The sequence below is a fragment of the Pseudomonas sp. ChxA genome, assembly GCF_030263855.1.
GTDB classification, from domain to species: domain Bacteria; phylum Pseudomonadota; class Gammaproteobacteria; order Pseudomonadales; family Pseudomonadaceae; genus Aquipseudomonas; species Aquipseudomonas fluorescens_CB.
In genome coordinates, this window is the sequence record NZ_JARPMK010000001.1 from 489,915 (window position 1) to 510,544 (window position 20,630).

General features: G+C 60.7%; 13 protein-coding genes. 7 read left to right on the forward strand and 6 right to left on the reverse strand.

What is annotated here, in order from left to right:
- Positions 1-78: 78 nt before the first annotated feature.
- Together P5706_RS02075 and putP are read left to right on the forward strand one after the other, a co-directional pair.
- On the forward strand, positions 79-468 hold the full coding sequence (locus P5706_RS02075; protein WP_200431770.1) for a hypothetical protein: 390 nt from the start codon (positions 79-81) through the stop codon (positions 466-468).
- Positions 458-1,942 (forward strand): sodium/proline symporter PutP, encoded by a 1,485-nt coding sequence (putP, locus tag P5706_RS02080; RefSeq protein ID WP_285678448.1) that lies wholly within the window; start codon positions 458-460, stop codon positions 1,940-1,942. The genes P5706_RS02075 and putP overlap by 11 nt, the downstream gene beginning before the upstream one ends.
- Positions 1,943-2,071: 129 nt before the next feature.
- On the opposite strand, the gene P5706_RS02085 is transcribed toward putP, so the two are convergent.
- Positions 2,072-2,560 (reverse strand): DUF2165 family protein, encoded by a 489-nt coding sequence (locus tag P5706_RS02085; RefSeq protein ID WP_285678449.1) that lies wholly within the window; start codon positions 2,558-2,560, stop codon positions 2,072-2,074.
- A 186-nt stretch (positions 2,561-2,746) separates the two neighbouring features.
- Between P5706_RS02085 and P5706_RS02090 the strand changes: the two genes are divergently transcribed.
- Both P5706_RS02090 and P5706_RS02095 read left to right on the forward strand, forming a co-directional pair.
- On the forward strand, positions 2,747-4,759 hold the full coding sequence (locus P5706_RS02090; protein WP_285678450.1) for a type VI secretion system Vgr family protein: 2,013 nt from the start codon (positions 2,747-2,749) through the stop codon (positions 4,757-4,759).
- A 16-nt stretch (positions 4,760-4,775) separates the two neighbouring features.
- Positions 4,776-5,501 carry a DUF4123 domain-containing protein gene (locus P5706_RS02095; RefSeq protein WP_285678451.1) on the forward strand — a complete coding sequence of 242 codons (726 nt, stop codon included), beginning with the start codon at positions 4,776-4,778 and terminating at the stop codon, positions 5,499-5,501.
- On the opposite strand, the gene P5706_RS02100 is transcribed toward P5706_RS02095, so the two are convergent.
- A complete protein-coding gene (locus P5706_RS02100) occupies positions 5,487-6,764 on the reverse strand; it encodes an O-acetylhomoserine aminocarboxypropyltransferase/cysteine synthase family protein (RefSeq protein ID WP_285678452.1) in 1,278 nt (425 codons plus the stop codon). The genes P5706_RS02095 and P5706_RS02100 overlap by 15 nt on opposite strands.
- Positions 6,765-7,015: 251 nt before the next feature.
- Between P5706_RS02100 and P5706_RS02105 the strand changes: the two genes are divergently transcribed.
- A complete protein-coding gene (locus P5706_RS02105) occupies positions 7,016-7,852 on the forward strand; it encodes a 23S rRNA (adenine(2030)-N(6))-methyltransferase RlmJ (RefSeq protein ID WP_017138523.1) in 837 nt (278 codons plus the stop codon).
- A gap of 96 nt (positions 7,853-7,948) precedes the next feature.
- Here the strand turns inward: P5706_RS02105 and msrA are convergent, their stop codons facing one another.
- From msrA to aceE, 4 genes are all read right to left on the reverse strand, one after another.
- Positions 7,949-8,596, reverse strand: a complete 648-nt coding sequence (msrA, locus tag P5706_RS02110) for a peptide-methionine (S)-S-oxide reductase MsrA (RefSeq protein ID WP_200431740.1) — start codon at positions 8,594-8,596, stop codon at positions 7,949-7,951.
- 72 nt (positions 8,597-8,668) lie between these two features.
- Positions 8,669-11,362: a putative bifunctional diguanylate cyclase/phosphodiesterase gene (locus P5706_RS02115; RefSeq protein ID WP_200431741.1), complete on the reverse strand. Its 2,694-nt coding sequence runs from the start codon at positions 11,360-11,362 to the stop codon at positions 8,669-8,671.
- A gap of 395 nt (positions 11,363-11,757) precedes the next feature.
- On the reverse strand, positions 11,758-13,416 hold the full coding sequence (gene aceF / locus P5706_RS02120; protein WP_285678453.1) for a dihydrolipoyllysine-residue acetyltransferase: 1,659 nt from the start codon (positions 13,414-13,416) through the stop codon (positions 11,758-11,760).
- Between the two features lie 11 nt (positions 13,417-13,427).
- Positions 13,428-16,073, reverse strand: a complete 2,646-nt coding sequence (gene aceE, locus P5706_RS02125) for a pyruvate dehydrogenase (acetyl-transferring), homodimeric type (RefSeq protein ID WP_200431743.1) — start codon at positions 16,071-16,073, stop codon at positions 13,428-13,430.
- A 383-nt stretch (positions 16,074-16,456) separates the two neighbouring features.
- On the opposite strand from aceE, the gene glnE reads away from it, so the two are divergent.
- Positions 16,457-19,396, forward strand: coding sequence for a bifunctional [glutamate--ammonia ligase]-adenylyl-L-tyrosine phosphorylase/[glutamate--ammonia-ligase] adenylyltransferase (gene glnE / locus P5706_RS02130; RefSeq protein WP_285678454.1), 2,940 nt, complete (start codon positions 16,457-16,459; stop codon positions 19,394-19,396).
- Between the two features lie 198 nt (positions 19,397-19,594).
- Positions 19,595-20,629: a lipopolysaccharide heptosyltransferase II gene (waaF, locus tag P5706_RS02135; RefSeq protein ID WP_285678455.1), complete on the forward strand. Its 1,035-nt coding sequence runs from the start codon at positions 19,595-19,597 to the stop codon at positions 20,627-20,629.
- The last annotated feature ends 1 nt before the right edge of the window (position 20,630 follow it).

Here is a 20,630-nt window from a genome sequence, read left to right on the forward strand (position 1 = left end):
TTTATCCTCATGGGTGCCACTACCGAGTGGCATCTGCTGGCGGCAAGATTAGCTTTGCGCATGCCGAGGTGCAACCGGGTGCAACCCAAATTGTTCAGGAATTTTTCGATCGTGATCGGGAAAAATTTCGGCCCTCGACGGAATCCGCTGCCTCTTGGTGCATTTGCTTCTGAGATCGGCTGTTCTTGCTCCGAAAAGGAGCAAAAAACCGGTATTTCCGCGAAAACACTTCGAGGTGCAACTTATTCTCAAGAAACTGGTTGCACCTTATTTACTTTGTTGAATAGCATTCGCGCCCAAGGTGCAACCACTCGCAAGGGTTGGTTCATCGGCTGGCGGCTTTCCTGGGGAAACGTCAGTCATAAATGCGCGGCTCGCCGTTTCGTCTACCCGTTACCAATGGGTGGCCGTCTGCCAGACCGCTGCTACATAAAAACAAAGCCAGGGCGTCACTCCTATGAGCGTTAGCAATCCAACCCTGATCACGTTTGTGATCTACATCGCAGCAATGGTGCTGATCGGCTTCATGGCCTATCGCTCCACCAACAACCTTTCTGATTACATCCTCGGCGGTCGCAGCCTCGGTAGCGTGGTCACGGCCTTGTCGGCCGGTGCCTCGGACATGAGCGGCTGGTTGCTGATGGGCTTGCCGGGCGCGATCTACATGTCCGGCCTGTCGGAAAGCTGGATTGCCATCGGCCTGATCGTCGGTGCCTACCTCAACTGGCTGTTCGTGGCCGGTCGCCTGCGGGTGCAGACCGAACACAACGGCGACGCCCTGACGCTGCCGGATTACTTCTCCAGCCGTTTCGAAGATAAAAGCGGCCTGCTGCGGATCATTTCTGCGGTGGTGATCCTGGTGTTCTTCACCATCTACTGCGCTTCCGGCATCGTGGCAGGCGCCCGTCTGTTTGAAAGCACCTTCGGCATGTCCTACGAGACGGCGCTGTGGGCCGGTGCTGCGGCGACCATTGCCTACACCTTTGTTGGCGGCTTCCTGGCGGTCAGCTGGACCGACACCGTACAAGCTACGCTGATGATCTTTGCGCTGATCCTCACGCCGATCATCGTGCTGCTGGCCACCGGTGGTGTCGACACCACGTTCCTGGCGATCGAAGCCAAGAACCCTGACAACTTCAACATGCTCAAAAACACCAGTTTCATCGGCATCATCTCGCTGATGGGCTGGGGCCTGGGTTACTTCGGCCAGCCGCACATCCTCGCGCGTTTCATGGCGGCGGATTCGGTGAAGTCGATTGCCAAGGCGCGTCGCATCTCCATGACCTGGATGATCCTGTGCCTCGCTGGCACCGTGGCGGTGGGCTTCTTCGGTATCGCTTACTTTTCGGCGCACCCGGAAGTGGCCGGCCCGGTTAACGAGAACCACGAGCGTGTGTTCATCGAGCTGGCCAAGCTGCTGTTCAACCCATGGATTGCGGGCGTGCTGCTGTCGGCCATCCTGGCGGCGGTGATGAGCACCCTGAGCTGCCAACTGTTGGTGTGCTCCAGCGCGCTGACCGAAGACTTCTACAAAACCTTCCTGCGCAAAAATGCTTCCCAGGTTGAGTTGGTGTGGGTGGGTCGCGCGATGGTGCTGTTGGTCGCCCTGATCGCCATCGCCATGGCCGCCAACCCGGACAACCGTGTACTGGGCCTGGTGAGCTACGCCTGGGCCGGCTTCGGCGCTGCGTTCGGCCCTGTGGTGCTGATCTCGGTGATCTGGAAAGACATGACGCGTAACGGCGCACTGGCCGGTATCCTGGTCGGCGCGATCACCGTGATCGTGTGGAAGCACTTCAACCTGCTGGGCCTGTACGAAATTATCCCAGGCTTTATCTTCGCCAGCCTGGCGATCTATTTCGTGAGCAAGATGGGCGCACCGACGGCGGGTATGGTCGAGCGTTTTGATGCAGCGGAAAAAGACTACAACCTCAACAAGTAACTCGGTGGGCGTTAAGCGCCAATTGCGTTAGAAAAAAGGCCCGCATCCTAAGGATGGCGGGCCTTTTTTTATCGCTCCCACGCTCCGCGTGGGAATGCCACCCCGGACGCTCCGCGTCCCGCTGTCAGTTCAGCCAGCCTCCGGCTGATTTAGAAAAATCAGCACGCCCAGGATCGCCATGTAGAACTTGAATGCCGCTTCCTGGCCATTCCACTGATGGGACTGCCACATCAGAAACCACTCACCGCCCACCACCATAAAACCAAAGAACCACACCACAAAGCCAAGGGCCAGGCCTGCCGTTGCGCCTGCCTTGGCGCGGTTGAATTCGGCGCCGCCCGCGTGCCGCGCACGCCACAGCGACAGCGCGCCACGCGCCAGCAGCACTGCGGTGAGCGCTTCGCCAAGGATGATCAGCGCGTAGGCCGCGTGCCACAGCCATGGCGTAGTGATCGCCCGATACATGGCGGCGTTGTTCGGGAAGGTGGTGTCCATGCTCAACACATGTTGGACGAAGGCGAAATTGGAGCCGTAGTCGGTGATGTTGTTGAACGCGACCATGGTGGCGAAGGCAGCCAGGGCCAGGGTCAGGATGATTTTTACGTAGCGGGTGGTCATGCTTTTACCCGTGAGCCGGTGAGGAGGAGCTATAACGCTAGCACGGCCTTGGTGTGCCTTCGACGCCAGAAACATGAAGAATCGGGCACCCAGGATGTAGGAGCTTACTGATTTGCCTGTGGTGCGCTCTGGTGGGTGAAAAGCTGGTGCAGAATCCTTCGCCCAGCCCTCGCAGAGAGACACCGGATGTTCGCTCTTGCCAATCAAAGTGCCTTTAACCTGACCCTCGATGGGCAGCCCAGTGAGCTCAAGGTTCGTGGGTTCACGGGCGATGAATTTATCAGCCTGCCGTTTCGTTTTGACCTTGAGTTGGTGAGCGAACAACCCGACCTGGACCTCGATAGCTTCCTGCACCGTCAGGCGTTCCTGGGGTTCGATTCGCAAGGGCACGGCATTCATGGCCAGGTATGCCGGGTGGCGCAAGGCGACTCAGGCAAGCGCCTGACCCGTTACCAGATCACCTTGGTGCCGCAGTTGGCTTACCTGGAACACAGCACGCACCAACGCATATTTCAGAAAAAAACCGTGCCACAGATCATTGCGCGGGTGCTGGAGGCTCAAGGGATCCAGGCTGATGCCTTTGCGTTTCAGCTGAGCGGGCAATACCCCGAGCGTGAGTACTGTGTTCAGTTCGGCGAAACCGATCTGGCGTTCATTCAGCGTTTGTGCGTCGAGTCGGGCATTCACTATCACTTTCAGCACAGCCCCGAGCGCCACCTGTTGATGTTTGGCGACGACCAAAGCGTCTTTACCCAGCCTGCTCAAACCACCTCGTATTCAGCCGGTTCGGCACTGGTTGCCGGCACCCCAGCGATCAAGCGCTTCATCCTGCGGTTGGAGACTCGCACCACCGGTGTGAGCGTGCGTGATTACGACTTCAAAAAGCCCAGCCTGGTCTTGGAAAGCGCGGCGTCCAGCGGGCAACAGCCTGTGCTGAATGAGCAGTACTACCCAGGGCACTTCACTGATCGAGCCCATGGCAAATACTTGGCGCAACGGCTGCTTGAGCGTCATCGCAGTGACTTTCGCCAAGCCAGCGGTAATAGCGATCAGCCGGCCTTGTCCACAGGGCAGTTCCTGAAGATGACCGAGCACCCTCGCCAGGAATGGAATAATTTGTGGCTGGTAACTCAGTTGCATCATTGTGGGCAGCAGCCTCAGGTCCTTGAGGAGTCTGCGCCTGACACCTACGACGATGGCGTCTCCCCCGGCTATCACAATGAGTTTGTCGTAACACCTTGGGACGTGCCGTTTCGAACCCCGCTGATTGTGCCTCGACCGCATATCTCGGGCTACCAGAACGCAATGGTCACCGGGCCTGCCGGCACTGAAATCCATTGCGACGAATATGGACGGGTCAAAGTGCAGATGGCCTGGGACCGCGACGGCGAACGCAACGAGCACTCCAGTTGCTGGCTGCGGGTTGCCAGTGGCTGGGCGCATGACCGTTATGGTGCGGTGCTGATCCCGCGGGTCGGCATGGAGGTGTTGGTGGGCTTCGTCAACGGCGACGTGGATATGCCGCTGGTGATGGGCTGCCTGCCCAACGCGGCAAACCTGCTGCCGCTGGATCTACCGGCGGACCAGACCCGCAGCGTGTTTCGCAGCCAAAGCACTCCGGGCGGTGGCGGTTACAACGAACTGCGCATCGATGACCGCAAGGGCGCCGAGGAGATTTACCTGCGCGCCCAGCGCGATTGGACCCAGCACGTATTGCATGACCAGCACCTACAGGTGGATAACCAGCGTCGGCTCAAGGTGGGTGGCGAGTCGCACCATGAGCTGTTGGGTGAAGAACAGCGCATTACACACGGCAATCGCCTCGCGGAGCTCAAGCAGGATGATCATCTGGTAGTCGGTGGCTCGCAGCAGGTGCGAGCCGGGCGGACGATCCAGATCGGTGCCGGGCAAAGCGTGGTCATTGATGCGGGCGCCAGCGTGACGATCCAGGCGGGAGGGCAGTCGATCACGCTGTCGGCCGCCGGGATTTTCAGCAGTGTGCCGATCCAGGTTGGCGGTGCGCCTGCTGCCGTGCCGATGCCACTGATGCCGGGTATTACCGAGCAGTTGTCAGCGGTTATCCCGGCACCTCTCAGCCGCGTACAGGTTGCGAGCCTTAAGCGCAGTGCGCCGTTTTGCGAAGAGTGTGAGCGTTGCAAGAACGGCCAATGTGATCTCCCCGGGCACCCTAAACCTTAGAAGGAATTTACCCCCGATGCCTCAGCCCATGGTTCCCAGCGCCTGGCTTGCACAGTGGCCGCTACAGCCCGAAGAGCGCCTCTACACAGTGCTGGGCAGCGCCAGCGAAGCCAAGCCCCTTAATGCATGGCAAACCCTTGCACCGGGGAAGTTGCCGCATTCGATATGGGCCGGTACGGTTTACGCCGATTGGGTCGACGTCATGCCTTATGTGGGCATTGTTGAGCCGGGCAGTGCCTTCCTGGATTGGGTCGCCAGCGCCGAGGCAACGGACTGGGGTTGGCTCGCGGTCTCGTCCAGCCCGCTGGAGACGGTGGTTGCGCACCTGCGAGGCTTGACCAAAGTACTGTTGCCGGATGAGCAAGCGGTGTTTTTACGCTTTTGGGATGGCGCTCAATGGCTGCCCATTGTGCAGAAGCTGGGTGATGAGGCCGGACGCGTGTTGCCGGTGTTTCAGCGCTACCTGATCAACGGCCAGCCGCTGGCCGTTAACACCGGCCCGGCAACTGCTGCCAAGGCCAGCCCATGGTGGCAAGTGCCAGCGTCGCTGCTTGCGCACTTGGCAGAGCGATCGCCGCAGGTGCTTATCGGTAACCTGCTGCAATGGCTCGAAGAACAGCGCCCGGACCTCTACACCGCGTTCAGGCCTGCGACCTTGCGGCACAAGGTCGCCTACTTTTCGCGCAGTCCAGGCGTCAGCCCTCAAGCGCTGGCGGATTATCTGGCTTCAGAGTTGAGTTGAAGCCAGGGCCTGCTGCAAGTCCTCGATCAGGTCTTCAATCGCCTCGATGCCGACCGACAGGCGAATCATCTCCGGCTTCACGCCGGCCTTTGCCTGTTCCTGCTCGTTCATTTGCCGGTGAGTGGTGGACGCGGGGTGACAGGCCAGGGATTTGGCATCGCCAATATTTACCAATCGCTTGAAGATTTGCAGGGCATCGTAGAAGCGCACGCCCGCGTCATAGCCGCCCTTCAAGCCGAATGAGAGGATCGCCGAGGGTTTGCCCTGCATGTATTTCTGCGCCAGTGCGTGGTGCGGGTGGTCCGGCAGCCCGGCGTAGCTGACCCATTCCACCTCGGCGTGGCCCTGCAGGTATTGCGCAACCTTCAGCGCGTTGTCGGTATGGCGCTCCATGCGTAAGGCCAGGGTTTCCAGACCTTGCAGCAACAGGAATGCATTCATCGGCGCCAGCGCCGCACCGGTGTTGCGCAACGGCACGGTGCGGGCGCGGGCGATAAAGGCGGCCGGGCCGAACTTTTCCGTGTAGACCACGCCGTGATAGGCCGGCTCCGGTTGGTTGAGGCCGGGGAATTTTTCTGGGTATTGGGTCCAGGGGAAGGTGCCGCTGTCGACGATCACGCCGCCCAGGGAGTTGCCATGGCCACCCACGTACTTGGTGACCGAATGCACCACGATGTCGGCGCCGAACTGAATCGGCTTGCACAGGATCGGCGTAGCCACGGTGTTATCCACCATCAGCGGTACGCCGCGCGCATGGGCGACATCGGCCAGGGCTTGAATGTCGATAATATTGCCCGCCGGGTTGCCGATGCTTTCGCAGTAGACCAGCTTGGTGTTGTCGTCGATCAACTCCGCGATGGCTTGGGCAGAGTCGTCGCGGGCGAAGCGCACGTCGACGCCAAAGCTTGGCAATAGGTGGGCGAAGAGGGTGTAGGTGCCGCCGTAAAGCTGCGGCGTGGTGACGATATTGTCGCCCGCTCGGGTCAGGGTCTGGATCGCATAGTGAATCGCCGCGCTACCGGCCGACACGGCCAGGGCGGCGATACCGCCCTCAAGGGCAGCAATGCGCTGCTCCAGTACATCGTTGGTGGGGTTCATGATGCGCGTGTAGATGTTGCCGGGCACGTCCAGGTTGAACAGGTCGGCGCCGTGCTGGGCGTTATCGAACTCGAAGGCGACGTTCTGGTAGATCGGCACGGCGACGGCCTTGGTGGTCGGGTCCGACTTGAAGCCGTGGTGCAATGCAATGGTGGCGTCTTTCATGATGCGGGTTGACCTCCTTGGATTCCAGAATTGCCCCCAAGGCAATGTGGGAGCTGGCTTGCCTGCGATAGCATCACCGCGGTGTACGGGTAATACCGCGGCGATGCCATCGCAGGCAAGCCAGCTCCCACAGCAGCCATAGACTGTTTTCGGTGGTGCGCCTGCCTTTGCGACATAAGCGCCGCCCGACACGCAGCCCTGCACCTTTGCTTCCGTAGAAGGTAAACTTCGCCCCCTGCGCAGGAGCAACCATGAATTATCGTCACGCCTTTCACGCCGGCAACCACGCCGATGTCTTCAAACACCTGACCTTGACCCGCCTCATCGCCCTGATGTCGCGCAAGGAACAGCCGTTCGCCTACCTCGACACCCACGCCGGGATTGGCCTGTACGACTTGCAGGGCGACCAGGCCAACCGCACCGGCGAATACCTGGAAGGCATTGCGCGCCTGTGGGGCGAGAGCGACCTGCCGCCACTCACCGCCGACTACATGCGTGTGCTGCACGAGATGAACCCGGACGGCCAGTTGCGCTACTACCCAGGTTCGCCGGAGCTGGCGCGCCGCCTCACGCGGCCGCAGGACCGTGTATTGCTCAATGAGAAGCACCCGGAAGACGGCGTACTGCTCAAGGACAACATGAAGGGCGATCGCCGGGTCAAAGTGCACTTGGGCGAAGGCTGGCATGTGCCACGTGCCTTGCTGCCGGTGCCGGAAAAACGCGCGTTGATGCTGATCGATCCGCCGTTTGAACAACTCGATGAAATGCAGCGCTGCGCGGCGTCCCTCAAGGAAGCGGTCAGCCGCATGCGCCAGACAGTCGCGGCGATCTGGTACCCGGTGAAAGACCAGCGCATGCTGCGGCGTTTCTACCAGGACCTGGCCGGCACCGGCGCGCCGAAGTTGCTGCGTGTGGAATTGCTGGTGCATCCGCTGGATACGCCCAACACCCTGACCGGCTCGGGCCTGGCGATTGCCAACCCGCCGTGGGGTCTGGAGGAGGAGTTGCGTGAGCTGCTGCCGTGGCTGTCCAAGAAACTTGGCCAGACCCAGGGTGGGTGGCAGATGGATTGGCTCATCGCTGAGTAATGAGTCTCCCGTAAGAATGCTATCGCGGGCAAGCCCGCTCCCACATTTGGAATGCATTCCAAGGTGGGAGCGGGCTTGCCCGCGATGCTTTTGGCGTCAGATCGGGCAGGTCACGCCGGTACCGCCGATCCCGCAATAGCCTTGCGGGTTCTTCGCCAGGTACTGCTGGTGGTACGCCTCGGCGAAATACACCGTCGGAGCTTCTTCGATTTCCGTGGTGATCACACCCAGGCCCGCCTTGGTCAATTCAGCCTGATAGGCATCGGCGCTGGCCTTGGCCGCTTCCAGATGCTCAGGTTTCACCGCGTAGATCACCGAGCGGTATTGGGTGCCGATGTCGTTGCCCTGGCGCATGCCCTGGGTCGGGTTGTGCAATTCCCAGAACATTTTCAGCAGTTCTTCATAGCTGATCTTGTCCTGGTCAAACACGACCAGTACCACTTCGCTGTGGCCGGTGAGGCCCGAGCAGACTTCTTCGTAGGTCGGGTTCGGCGTGTAGCCGCCGGCGTAACCGACCACGGTGCTGACGATGCCTTCGCGCTGCCAGAACCGCCGTTCGGCACCCCAGAAGCAACCGAGGCCGAAGATCGCGAACTCTACGTTGTCGACAAAGGGGCCGAGCAGCGGGTTGCCGTTGACGAAGTGAGTCTCCGGCAGGTTCATCGGCGTTTCACGGCCAGGCAAAGCTTGTTCTTGAGTCGGCAGCACGTTTTTGTTCACCAGAATTTCCGAGCGCAAGGCCATGATCAGTCCTCTCAGTCAGATTGAGTTATGTAATAAGACAGACCGCCAGTGTGCCCGAGTGTTACAGCGCTGTCAGGCGATTGGCCCGCGCGGATAGCGTTTAAGCTTTTCCAACAGCTCTGCGCCGGGGATCGGCCGGTCGAACAGGTAGCCCTGGCCCACATCGCAGCGATGGCGGCGCAGGAACGCCAACTGTTCGGCCGTCTCGATGCCCTCGGCCACCACCTTGAGCTTGAGGTTGTGGGCCATGGCGATGACCGCCGAGGTGATTTCCATGTCGTCCTGGTTGTCCGGGATTTCGTGGATAAAGCTGCGATCGATTTTGATGATGTCGATTGGGAATTTTTTCAGGTAGCTCAGCGACGAGTAACCGGTGCCGAAGTCGTCCATGGCCAGGGTCAGGCCAAAGCTCTTCAACTGGTCCAGTTGCAGGCGCGTGTCTTCGGTAGCTTCCAGCAGCAGGCCTTCGGTCAGCTCCAGCTCCAGCAGGTTGGCCGGCAGTTGTTCTTCCTTGAGGATGGTGGCGATCGACGCCACCAGGTCCGGGTCGGAGAACTGCTTGGGCGACAGGTTGATCGCCACCTGCAAATTACCCATGCCGCCTGCGCTCAGCTGCTTGCTCATGCGGCAAGCCTGGCGCGCGATCCATTTGCCGATGGGGATGATCAGCCCGGTTTCTTCAGCCACGCTGATGAACTGGTCAGGGCGGATCATGCCCTTTTCCGGGTGGTTCCAGCGCAGCAGTGCTTCCATGCCCAGCAAGCGGCCGCTGCGCAGGCACAGCTTGGGCTGGTAGAACACGTCCAGCTCGTTTTGAGTCAGGGCGCGGCGCAGGTTGTTTTCCACGAACAGCTTGTAACTGGCTTCGGCATTCAACGCCTCGGTGAAGACCTGCACCTGATGTTTGCCGTTGGCCTTGGCCTTGTGCAGCGCCAAGCCGGCGTTACGCATCAGCGTCTGCGGGTCGCGGCCGTGCAGCGGCGCGCAGGCCAGGCCCACGGAGCCGGTGACGCTGATCAACTGGTTGTCGACAAACATCGGCTTATCGAGGGTGGTCAGCAACTGGCTGGCCACCTGTTGGCCGGTCTCAAGGTCGGTGTCGTCCAGCAACACCGCAAATTCGTTACTGGCAAAACGCGCCAGGCTGCCGCCAGCACTCAGGCTGTTGCGCAGGCGCCGGGCCAGGCTGATCAGCAGTTTGTCACCGGTCTGGTGGCCGAGGCTGTCGTTGATGCGCTTGAAGTTGTCGATGTCCACCAGCAGCAGGCTGATAGGGCTGTCGCTGTCGCGAGCGAAGCGTTCATCAAGGTTGCGGATAAACGCCGGGCGGTTGCCCAGGTTGGTCAGGTTGTCAGTGTAGGCCAGGCGCTCGATACGCTGTTGCGCGAGCTTGGTCTGGGTGATGTCTTCGTAGATGCCGATGTAGTGGGTCAACTCACGGTTGTCGCCATACACCTTGGAGATCGACAGCTGGCCCCAATAGGGTTCCAGGTTTTTGCGCCGGCTCTTGAACTCGCCTTGCCAGCTGTTGCTCTTGGCCAGGCTCGACGGCGCGTCGAACAGCAGTTCGCTGAGGTTTTCCAGGGCCGGCAGCTGCGCCAGGCGATGGCCGTGGACTTCTTCGGCGCTGTACTGGGTGATGGCGGTAAAGCTTGGGTTGACGTACTCCACCACGCCGTCGCAATTGACCAGCAGAAAGGCGTTGGCGCTTTGCTCAACTGCGCGTTGGAACAGGTGCAGGGCGCTGGTGGCGGTGCGGCGGTTGTGGTTGTTGATCACTTGCGCGAACTGGTCCGCCAGCTCACCGGCAAAGGCAATCTCATCCGACTGCCAGGCACGCGAGCTGCCACTTTGTTCCAGGCACAACACACCGACTACCTGGCCATCTACGCGGATGCTGGCGTCGAGCATGGCGTGGACGTCCTTGGCGCGCAGGCTCTCGGCCATTTCCCGAGTGCGCGGGTCGCGCATCGCGTGGGTGGCGTCGATGGCGCGGCTAGAATGCAGGGCTTCCAGGTAATCCGGGAAGCCGCTGGCGTCAATCGCTTCGGGCAAGCGGTGCTGCTGGTCGTCGCGGTGGTAGGCCGAGATCGGCACCAGGCGCTGGCCTTCGAGGTTCCAGATGCTGGCGCAGTCGATCTGGTAGATATCGCAGGCACTGCGGGTGATCAACTCGGCGGCTTCTTGCAGCGAATTCGGCGTGGTGTAGCGCTGGCGCGCCAGCAGCAGGATCAGCTCCTGTTGGGCGCGTACCCGTTCAAGGTGTTGCAGCTGTTCCTGCTGGGCACGCTGGTTGAGTTCCAGGGCGATCTGCAGGCGGCTGTTCTGGTTTTCCAGGTCGGCGGTCGGCGCGGCGGCGGGGATTTCGCTGAACAGGCCGTCGACCACCATCAGGTAGCCGCGCAACAAGTGGCGATTGTGTTGTTTATACGCCTCGCCCATTTCCAGCAGGCTCAGAGGCCCATCGTTGGTGTGCAGGGTGTAGCGCACCAGGTAATGCGGGCTATTGGCCAGTTGCTGCTGGATGGTGTCGTGCAGTTGATAGCGCGCCTGGGGTTCCATCAGGCTGGCGTAAGGGGTGCCGATCAAGGCACACAGTTCCACCGCCGGCAGGCCGAATTGACGCTCGCAATTAGGGTCCAGGTACAGCAGCGCCCAGCTTGCCTCATTAAGCCGCTCGAAACGCAGCATACCGAGGCGCGAAGGCACCGGTAATTGCGTCACTACCTCGGCCGCCATACGGGCGACATCGGGTTGGCTTTTCATGGGGGAAACTCGCTTGGGAAGATGCGCACGGCGCCGGGCTCACGCCCTCTTTACTGTCACCTGCGGCAAGGTTGCATCATGCAGCACGCACTGACAAGAGAGGATGAAGGCTAAGTGCTATATGTGTGTTATCGGCCGCGAAGGGGATTTCTGCAATCGGGGTGATGGAAGGCTCACTGATGTAGATACAGGGCTGGCATGTGTGGCGAGCAAGCTTGCTTGCGCTGGGGTGCGAAGCTCCCCCAAAAATGCCTGCGACTGCTACGCAGCCGAGCGGGAGCAGCTCCCTTGCCACAAAAAAAAAGCCCCGCCAAGTGGCGGGGTTGAGGTACGAGCGTGGCGCTCGGAAATCGGTGCTGCCAAGCCTTCCCTGTGAAGGGAAGGCCTGTTGAGGCTTACAGCAAGATAGTGCGGATGTCGTTGAGCAGTTGGCTCAGACGCTGCGTGAAGCGGGCAGCAGCAGCGCCGTTGATCACACGGTGATCGTAGGACAACGACAGCGGCAGCATCAGCTTCGGCTGGAACGCTTTACCGTCCCACACAGGCTGGATAGTGGCCTTGGACACACCCAGGATCGCCACTTCCGGCGCGTTGACGATTGGCGTGAAGCCAGTGCCGCCAATGTGACCGAGGCTGGAGATGGTGAAGCAAGCGCCTTGCATGTCGTCGGCGGTGAGCTTCTTGTCACGGGCTTTGGCAGCCAGTGCAGCAGCTTCAGCGGCGAGTTGCAGCAGGCTCTTCTGATCAACGTTCTTGATCACAGGAACCAGCAGGCCGTCCGGGGTATCCACCGCGAAACCTACGTTCACATACTTCTTGCGGATGATCGCCTTGCCGCTTGGTGCCAGCGAACTGTTGAAGTCCGGCAACTCCTTGAGCAGGTGTGCGCACGCCTTGAGCAGCAGTGGCAACACGGTCAGTTTCACGCCGGCTTTTTCGGCCACGGCTTTCTGCGCAACGCGGAAAGCTTCCAGGTCGGTGATATCGGCCTGGTCGAACTGAGTCACGTGCGGGATGTTCAGCCAGCTGCGGTGCAGGCTCGACGCGCCGATTTGCATCAGGCGGGTCATCGGCACTTCTTCGGTCTCGCCGAAGCGGCTGAAGTCCACGACCGGGATCGGTGGAATGCCCGAGCCGCCAGTCGCAGCGCCGGCAGCCGGAGCTTCCTTGGCCTTCTGCATCATGGCTTTGACGTATACCTGCACGTCTTCTTTGAGCACACGACCGTGTGGGCCGGTGGCCGACACAGCGTTGAGCTCAACACCGAACTCACGGGCCAGCTGACGCACGGCAGGGCCGGCGTGAACCTTGGCACCGCTTGGCGCAGGTGCGGCAGCCGCCGGAGCCGGTGCGGCCTCGGCTTTTGCAGCCGGTGCGGCGGGTGCAGCAGCCGCAGCAGCCGCCGGAGCAGCTTCAGCCTTGGCAGCCGGAGCAGCAGCCGGTGCTGGCGCAGCAGCAGGTGCAGCGCCTTGTACTTTGAGCTTGAGGATGAAGTCACCAGTGCCGACTTCGTCTTCCAGCTTGACCGCAATGCTTTCCACCACGCCGGCAGCCGGCGAAGGGATTTCCATGGAGGCCTTGTCGGACTCCAGGGTGATCAGCGACTGGTCGGCTTCGACGGTGTCGCCGACCTTGACCAGCAGCTCGATGATCTTGGCCTTGCCCGACGAGCCGATGTCCGGAACATGAATGTCCTGAACAGTGGCGGCGGCAGGTGCGGCAGCCGGAGCTGGAGCAGCCTCGGCAGCAGCAGGTTTTTCAGCAGCGGGTGCGGGTGCAGCAGCGGCAGCCGGGGCTGGCGCAGGGGCCGCATCAGCGGCACCTTCGATTTCCAGTTCCAGCAGTTCGTCGCCTTCTTTCAGGCGGTCGCCCAGCTTCACTTTCAGGCTCTTGACCACGCCGGCCTTGGGAGCAGGGATTTCCATGCTCGCCTTGTCCGACTCCAGGGTCAGGATGCTCTGGTCGGCTTCGACGGTGTCGCCGACCTTCACAAACAGCTCGATTACTTCACCTTCACCGCTGCCGATGTCAGGTACGCGAATGAGTTCGCTCACAAAAAATCTCCTCAGCAGTCCAGTGGGTTGCGTTTTTCCGGGTTGATCCCGAACTTGACGATAGCGTCAGCCACCACCTTAGGTTCGATCTCACCACGGTCAGCCAAGGCTTCCAGGGCTGCCAACACCACGAAGTGACGGTCAACTTCGAAGAAGTGACGCAGCTTTTTGCGGCTGTCACTGCGGCCGAAACCGTCGGTGCCCAGGACTTTGAATTCCTTGGACGGGACCCACTGGCGAATCTGTTCAGCAAACAGCTTCATGTAGTCGGTAGAGGCAATGACTGGACCTTTACGGCCGGCCAGGCACTCTTCGACGTAGCTCAGCGCAGGCTTCTGACCTGGGTGCAGGCGATTGTTGCGCTCGACTGCCAGGCCGTCGCGACGCAGTTCGTTGAAGCTGGTAACGCTCCACACGTCAGCGCCGACGTTGAACTCTTCACGCAGGATCTTCGCCGCTTCACGCACTTCACGCAGGATGGTGCCGGAGCCCATCAGCTGCACGTGGTGCGCTGCTTCTTTGGTGTCTTCTTCGAGCAGGTACATGCCCTTGATGATTCCTTCCTCAACACCGGCCGGCATGGCAGGTTGCTGGTAGGACTCGTTCATCACGGTGATGTAGTAGAAAACGTCCTGCTGCTGTTCGGTCATCTTCTTCATGCCGTCCTGGATGATCACCGCCAGCTCATAGCCGTAGGTTGGATCAAAGGTGCGGCAGTTCGGGATGGTGGCAGCCAGGATGTGGCTGTGACCGTCTTCGTGTTGCAGGCCTTCGCCGTTCAGCGTGGTCCGGCCGGCAGTACCGCCGATCAGGAAGCCACGGGTACGGCTGTCGCCTGCTGCCCACGCCAGGTCGCCGATACGCTGGAAGCCGAACATCGAGTAGAAGATGTAGAACGGCAGCATCGGCTGGTTGTGGCTGGAGTACGAAGTACCGGCAGCGATGAAGGAGCTCATGGCGCCCGCTTCGTTGATGCCTTCTTCGAGGATCTGGCCCTTCTTGTCTTCCTTGTAGAACATCACCTGGTCTTTATCGACTGGCTCGTAGAGCTGACCGACGGAGGAGTAGATGCCCAACTGACGGAACATGCCTTCCATACCGAAGGTACGGGCTTCGTCCGGGATGATCGGGACGATACGCGAACCGATTTCCTTGTCCTTGACCAGTTGCGCCAGGATGCGCACGAAAGCCATGGTGGTGGAGATTTCACGGTCGCCCGAGCCGTCCAGGATAGCCTTGAGGGTATCGAGTGGCGGAGTCGGGATGTCGAAAGACTTGGCGCGGCGCTGTGGCACGAAACCGCCCAGTGCAGTACGACGCTCGCTGAGGTAGCGGGCTTCGGCGCTGTTTGGCTCCGGCTTGAAGAACGGCAGGTTTTCCAGCTCTTCATCCTTGACCGGGATGTCGAAGCGATCGCGGAACAGCTTCAGGCTTTCAACATCAACTTTCTTGGTGTTGTGCGCGGTGTTCTTCGCTTCGCCGGCACCGGTGCCATAACCTTTGATGGTCTTGGCCAGGATGACAGTTGGTTGTTCTTTGTGGTTGACCGCTTCGTGGTACGCCGCGTAGACCTTGTACGGGTCGTGGCCGCCACGGTTGAGTTTCCAGATCTCGTCGTCGGACAGGTCTGCAACCATCGCCTTGAGTTCTGGCGAGTTGAAGAAGTGTTCACGTACGAACGCGCCGTCTTTGGCTTTGTAGTTCTGGTACTCGCCGTCGATGACTTCGTCCATGCGACGTTGCAGGATACCGTCGACGTCTTTGGCCAGCAGTGGGTCCCAGAAACGGCCCCAGATAACTTTGGTCACGTTCCACTGAGCACCGCGGAACACGCCTTCGAGTTCCTGGATGATCTTGCCGTTGCCGCGAACCGGGCCGTCGAGGCGCTGCAGGTTGCAGTTGATGACGAAGATCAGGTTGTCGAGCTTCTCGCGGCCGGCCAGGGAGATGGCGCCCAGGGATTCCGGCTCGTCACACTCGCCGTCGCCCAGGAAGCACCAGACTTTCTGCTTGCCTTCAGGGATGAAGCCACGCGCTTCCAGGTACTTCATGAAGCGTGCCTGGTAGATCGCCTGGATCGGGCCAAGGCCCATGGATACCGTCGGGAACTGCCAGAAATCAGGCATCAGCCAAGGGTGCGGGTACGACGACAGGCCGTTACCGTCCACTTCCTGGCGGAAGTTGTTCATATGTTCTTCGGTGATGCGGCCTTCCATGAACGCACGGGCGTATACGCCTGGCGAGGTGTGGCCCTGGAAGTAGATCAGGTCGCCGCCGTGTTCGTCGGTCGGGGCCTGGAAGAAGTAGTTGAAGCCGATGTCATACAGGGTTGCGCTGGAGGCGAAGCTGGAGATGTGACCGCCCAGGTCAGAATCTTTCAAGTTCGTGCGCATTACCATCGCCATGGCGTTCCAACGTACCAGCGAGCGAATGCGGCGTTCCATGAACAGGTCGCCAGGCATGCGTGCTTCGTGGGTAACGGGGATGGTGTTGCGGTATGGCGTGGTGATGGCGTAAGGCAATTGCGAGCCGCTGCGGGTCGCGAGTTCGCCCATACGGGTCATCAAATAGTGAGCACGGTCTTCGCCTTCTTTGTCGAGAACCGATTCCAGGGCGTCCAGCCATTCCTGGGTTTCGACGGGATCGAGGTCTTGCATGGCTTGCTCCAGGGCGGAAAGGCTACCAGAATCGGTTGCCTGAAGTTTGCGACTGGCCTTGTGGGCAGACGACATAAATTCTTGGATGGCCGAAGGTTGCTTCGGCGTCCTGTAGTTTTACTACAAATCGTCGGCCATTTCAGCCTTTCGAATGTATATACGAGTAGTAAAACTACACAAGACTGAGCGTATGGCTCGGTCTGGCTGGTGAGCATAATCGTTATTGTTGATCATTTGCGAACAAGAAAAGGTGAAAGTTTGATGTTGGCTGCCAAGATGAAATTAATTTCAGCTATTTCTAACCTTTGTTCGACAGTCCTTCACCAAGCGTGGTTCTTGCCTTCACAACAACACACCTTTTGCGCGCCGATCAAGGATAGACCATGAGCCTTCCAACGCTGGCCGAACTGCCGGCCATTCTCTTGCCTTTTGCCCAGCGGGCCGAGCAGTCATTTCGTGACGCAGTGGCCGCGCTGGACGCCGATCATGGACTTTCTGCGTGGACGCCGCAACGGTGGGCCGACTTTGCCCGCGTGTGCGCCGCCAGTGATTTCGTTATTGAACAGAGCCTTCGTGACCCTTTGATGTTGCTTGAGCTGGTGGCCTGGGGCGAGCTGGACCGCGGCTTTGCGCCCGGTGAGCTGTGCAGCCAGATCGCCGGTGCCGTGCAACAGGCCGAAACAGAAGATGAGCTGGGCCGGGTGCTGCGCCGCCAGCGCACGCGCCAGCAAGTGCGCATTATCTGGCGCGACCTGACCCGACAGGCGGACCTGGTGCAAACCTGTCGCGACCTCTCCGACATGGCCGACGCCAGCATCGACCAGGCTTACCAATGGCTGTACCAGCGCCACTGCGTGCAGTTCGGCACGCCCACCGGCCGGCGCAGCGGCGAAGCCCAGCACATGGTCATCCTCGGCATGGGCAAGCTCGGCGCGGTGGAGTTGAACCTGTCGTCGGACATCGACCTGATCTTCGCCTACCCCGAAGGCGGCGAAACGGTGGGCGTGAAGCGCGCGCTGGACAACCAGGAGTTTTTCATTCGCCTTGGTCAAAAACTGATCAAGGCGCTCGACCCGATGACGGTCGATGGTTTTGTCTTCCGTGTCGACATGCGCCTGCGGCCCTATGGCTCAGCCGGTGCGCTGGTGCTCAGCTTCAATGCGCTGGAACAGTACTACCAGGATCAAGGCCGCGACTGGGAACGCTACGCGATGATCAAGGCGCGTGTGGTGGCCGGCGACCAGGTGGCCGGTGCGCAACTGCTGGATATGCTGCGCCCGTTCGTTTACCGGCGTTACCTGGATTTTTCCGCGATTGAAGCGCTGCGCACCATGAAGCAGCTGATCCAGCAGGAAGTGCGGCGCAAGGGCATGGCCGAGAATATCAAGCTGGGCTCGGGCGGCATCCGCGAAGTGGAGTTTATCGCCCAGGCGTTCCAGTTGATCCACGGTGGCCGCGACCTGAGCCTGCAACAGCGGCCGTTGCTCATGGTGCTCGGCACGCTTGAAGGCCAGGGCTACTTGCCGCCTGCGGTGATCGCCGAACTGCGCAATGGCTATGAATTCCTGCGTTATACCGAGCATGCGATTCAGGCGATTGCCGACCGTCAGACGCAAATGTTGCCGGACAGCCCGGAAGACCAGGCGCGCATCGCCTTTATGCTGGGCTTTGCCGACTGGGCCGCGTTCCATGAGCGCCTGATGTATTGGCGTGGCCGGGTGGACTGGCACTTCCGCCAGGTGATTGCTGATCCTGACGAAGAAGAAGGTGAAGAAAGCGAGCTGGTGGTGGGCGGGGAGTGGTTGCCATTGTGGGAGGAGTCCCAGGACGAAGACGCCGCCTGTCGACAACTGGCCGAGGGTGGTTTTACCGACGCGCCCAAAGCCCTAAAAGCCCTGGCTGGCCTGCGTGGCAGCCCGCAGTTGCGCGCCATGCAGCGCCTTGGCCGCGAGCGGCTCGACGCCTTTATCCCGCGCCTGCTGGCCCAGGCCGTCGAGCACGCCAACCCGGATCTGGTGCTCGAACGCGTGCTGCCGTTGGTGGAGGCCGTGGCGCGACGCTCTGCTTACCTGGTGCTGCTGACCGAAAACCCAGACGCCCTGCGCCGCTTGTTGACGCTATGCGCTGCCAGCCCGTGGATTGCCGAGCAAATCACGCGTTTCCCACTGCTGCTCGACGAGTTGCTCAACGAAGGCCGCCTGTTCAAGCCGCCTTTGGCGCCGGAGCTCGCCGCTGAGCTGCGTGAGCGCCTCACACGCATCCCCGAAGATGACCTTGAGCAACAGATGGAGGCCTTGCGTCACTTTAAGCTGGCCCACCGCCTGCGTGTAGCTGCCTCGGAAATCGCCGGCAGCCTGCCCTTGATGAAAGTCAGCGACTATTTGACCTGGCTCGCCGAAGCCATCCTTGAACAAGTGCTGGCCCTGGCCTGGCGCCAGACCGTCGCTCGTCACGGCTCGCCGCAGCGCGTGGACGGCAGCCTGTGCGACCCAGGGTTCATCATTGTGGGTTATGGCAAGGTCGGCGGCATCGAACTGGGACACGGTTCCGACCTTGACCTGGTGTTCATCCACGACGGCGACCCGCAGGCCGAGACCGACGGCGCCAAACCCATCGATGGCGCGCAGTTCTTCACGCGCCTGGGCCAGCGCATCATTCACTTGCTCACCACCCAGACCAACTCCGGGCAGTTGTATGAAGTGGATATGCGCCTGCGACCTTCCGGTGCCTCCGGGTTGTTGGTCAGCTCGCTTGGGGCGTTTGAGCGCTATCAGGAAAATGAAGCCTGGACCTGGGAACATCAAGCCCTGATCCGCGCGCGGGTGTTGGTGGGCAGCCAGGATGTGGGCCACGCGTTTGAACACGTCCGGGCTAAAGTACTGGGGCGTGAACGTGACTTGGCGAAGCTGCGCCAGGAGGTCAGCGAGATGCGCGCCAAGATGCGCGACAACCTGGGCACCAAGGCGACGGCTGCCGGCACGGGTGCGAATGCCTTCGAGCCGACGACCGTGTTCGACCTCAAGCAAGACGCCGGAGGTATCGTCGATATTGAATTTATGGTGCAATACGCGGCTTTGGCGTGGTCTGCGCAACATCCATCGTTGCTGCGCTATACCGACAATATCCGCATTCTGGAAGGCTTGGAGCAGGTCGGGCTGATGCCCGCCGCCGATGCCCATCTGCTGCGTGAGGTGTATAAGGCCTACCGTTCCGCCGCGCACCGCCAGGCCTTGCAAAACGAGGCCGGCACGGTAGCCGGGGATCAGTTCGCCGACGAGCGGCGCCAGGTGAAGCGCATCTGGAATGAACTGGGGTTAAGCTGATTAATTAAGTGGCTCCAATTTAATGTGGAAATCGGCTTTATGTGGGAGCCGGGCTTGCCCGCGATGCAGGCGCCTCGGTATTTCAGCCATACCGAAGCGATGCCATCGCAGGCAAGCCAGCTCCCACAAAAAGCGCGATCTACAATCATTGTCGATGCGGGGAGGCATAAGCCTCCCCGCATCGTTTGTGGAAACTACATGAATATTCTGATCGTTGGGCCTAGTTGGGTCGGTGACATGGTGATGGCGCAGACACTGTTCCAGTGCCTCAAACAACGCCATCCCGACTGCCAAATCGACGTGCTCGCCCCTGAGTGGAGCCGGCCGATCCTTGAGCGCATGCCCGAGGTGCGCGCGGCCTTGAGCTTCCCGCTCGGCCATGGCGCCCTCGAATTGGCGACGCGCCGGCGCATCGGCAAATCCATGGTCGGCCAGTACGACCAGGCGATTTTGCTGCCCAACTCGCTCAAGTCAGCGCTGGTGCCGTACTTTGCCGGCATCCCTAAACGTACCGGCTGGCGCGGCGAGTTTCGCTACGTGTTGCTCAATGACGTACGCACCCTCGACAAGGCGCGCTACCCGCTGATGATCGAGCGTTTCATGGCGCTGGCCTATGAGCCGGGTGCCGAGTTGCCCACGCCGTACCCGCGCCCCAGCCTGCGGATCGATCCGGTGAGCCGTGACGCGGCGCTGGCCAAGTTCGGCCTGGCGCTTGACCGTCCAGTGCTGGCGCTGTGCCCCGGCGCCGAGTTTGGCGAGTCCAAGCGCTGGCCGTCGGAGCATTACGCCAAAGTCGCCGAGATGAAGATTCGCGAAGGCTGGCAGGTGTGGCTGTTTGGTTCGAAGAAGGACCACCCGGTGGGCGAAGACATTCGCCAGCGCCTGATCCCCGGCCTGCGTGAAGAAGCGGTGAACCTCAGCGGCGACACGTCGCTGGCCGAGGCTATCGATTTACTCTCCTGCGCCGACTCAGTGGTATCCAACGACTCCGGCCTGATGCACGTGGCCGCCGCGCTGAACCGCCCATTGGTGGCGGTATATGGCTCGACGTCGCCCGGTTTTACCCCGCCTTTGGCCGACAAGGTTGAAGTGGTGCGCCTGGGTCTCGATTGCAGCCCGTGCTTTGAGCGCACCTGCCGGTTTGGCCATTACAACTGCATGCGTCAGTTGCTGCCGCAGCCGGTGAACGAAGCCTTGCAGCGGTTGCACGGTTCTGTGGTTGAGGTTCACTAGT

Bases quoted from the DNA above. Each gene is read 5' to 3' on its own strand.
- putP (WP_285678448.1), top strand. From the start codon at position 458: ATGAGCGTTAGCAATCCAACCCTGATCACGTTTGTGATCTACATCGCA.
- P5706_RS02085 (WP_285678449.1), bottom strand. From the start codon at position 2,560: ATGACCACCCGCTACGTAAAAATCATCCTGACCCTGGCCCTGGCTGCC.
- P5706_RS02090 (WP_285678450.1), top strand. From the start codon at position 2,747: ATGTTCGCTCTTGCCAATCAAAGTGCCTTTAACCTGACCCTCGATGGG.
- P5706_RS02095 (WP_285678451.1), top strand. From the start codon at position 4,776: ATGCCTCAGCCCATGGTTCCCAGCGCCTGGCTTGCACAGTGGCCGCTA.
- P5706_RS02100 (WP_285678452.1), bottom strand. From the start codon at position 6,764: ATGAAAGACGCCACCATTGCATTGCACCACGGCTTCAAGTCGGACCCG.
- P5706_RS02105 (WP_017138523.1), top strand. From the start codon at position 7,016: ATGAATTATCGTCACGCCTTTCACGCCGGCAACCACGCCGATGTCTTC.
- msrA (WP_200431740.1), bottom strand. From the start codon at position 8,596: ATGGCCTTGCGCTCGGAAATTCTGGTGAACAAAAACGTGCTGCCGACT.
- P5706_RS02115 (WP_200431741.1), bottom strand. From the start codon at position 11,362: ATGAAAAGCCAACCCGATGTCGCCCGTATGGCGGCCGAGGTAGTGACG.
- aceE (WP_200431743.1), bottom strand. From the start codon at position 16,073: ATGCAAGACCTCGATCCCGTCGAAACCCAGGAATGGCTGGACGCCCTG.
- glnE (WP_285678454.1), top strand. From the start codon at position 16,457: ATGAGCCTTCCAACGCTGGCCGAACTGCCGGCCATTCTCTTGCCTTTT.
- waaF (WP_285678455.1), top strand. From the start codon at position 19,595: ATGAATATTCTGATCGTTGGGCCTAGTTGGGTCGGTGACATGGTGATG.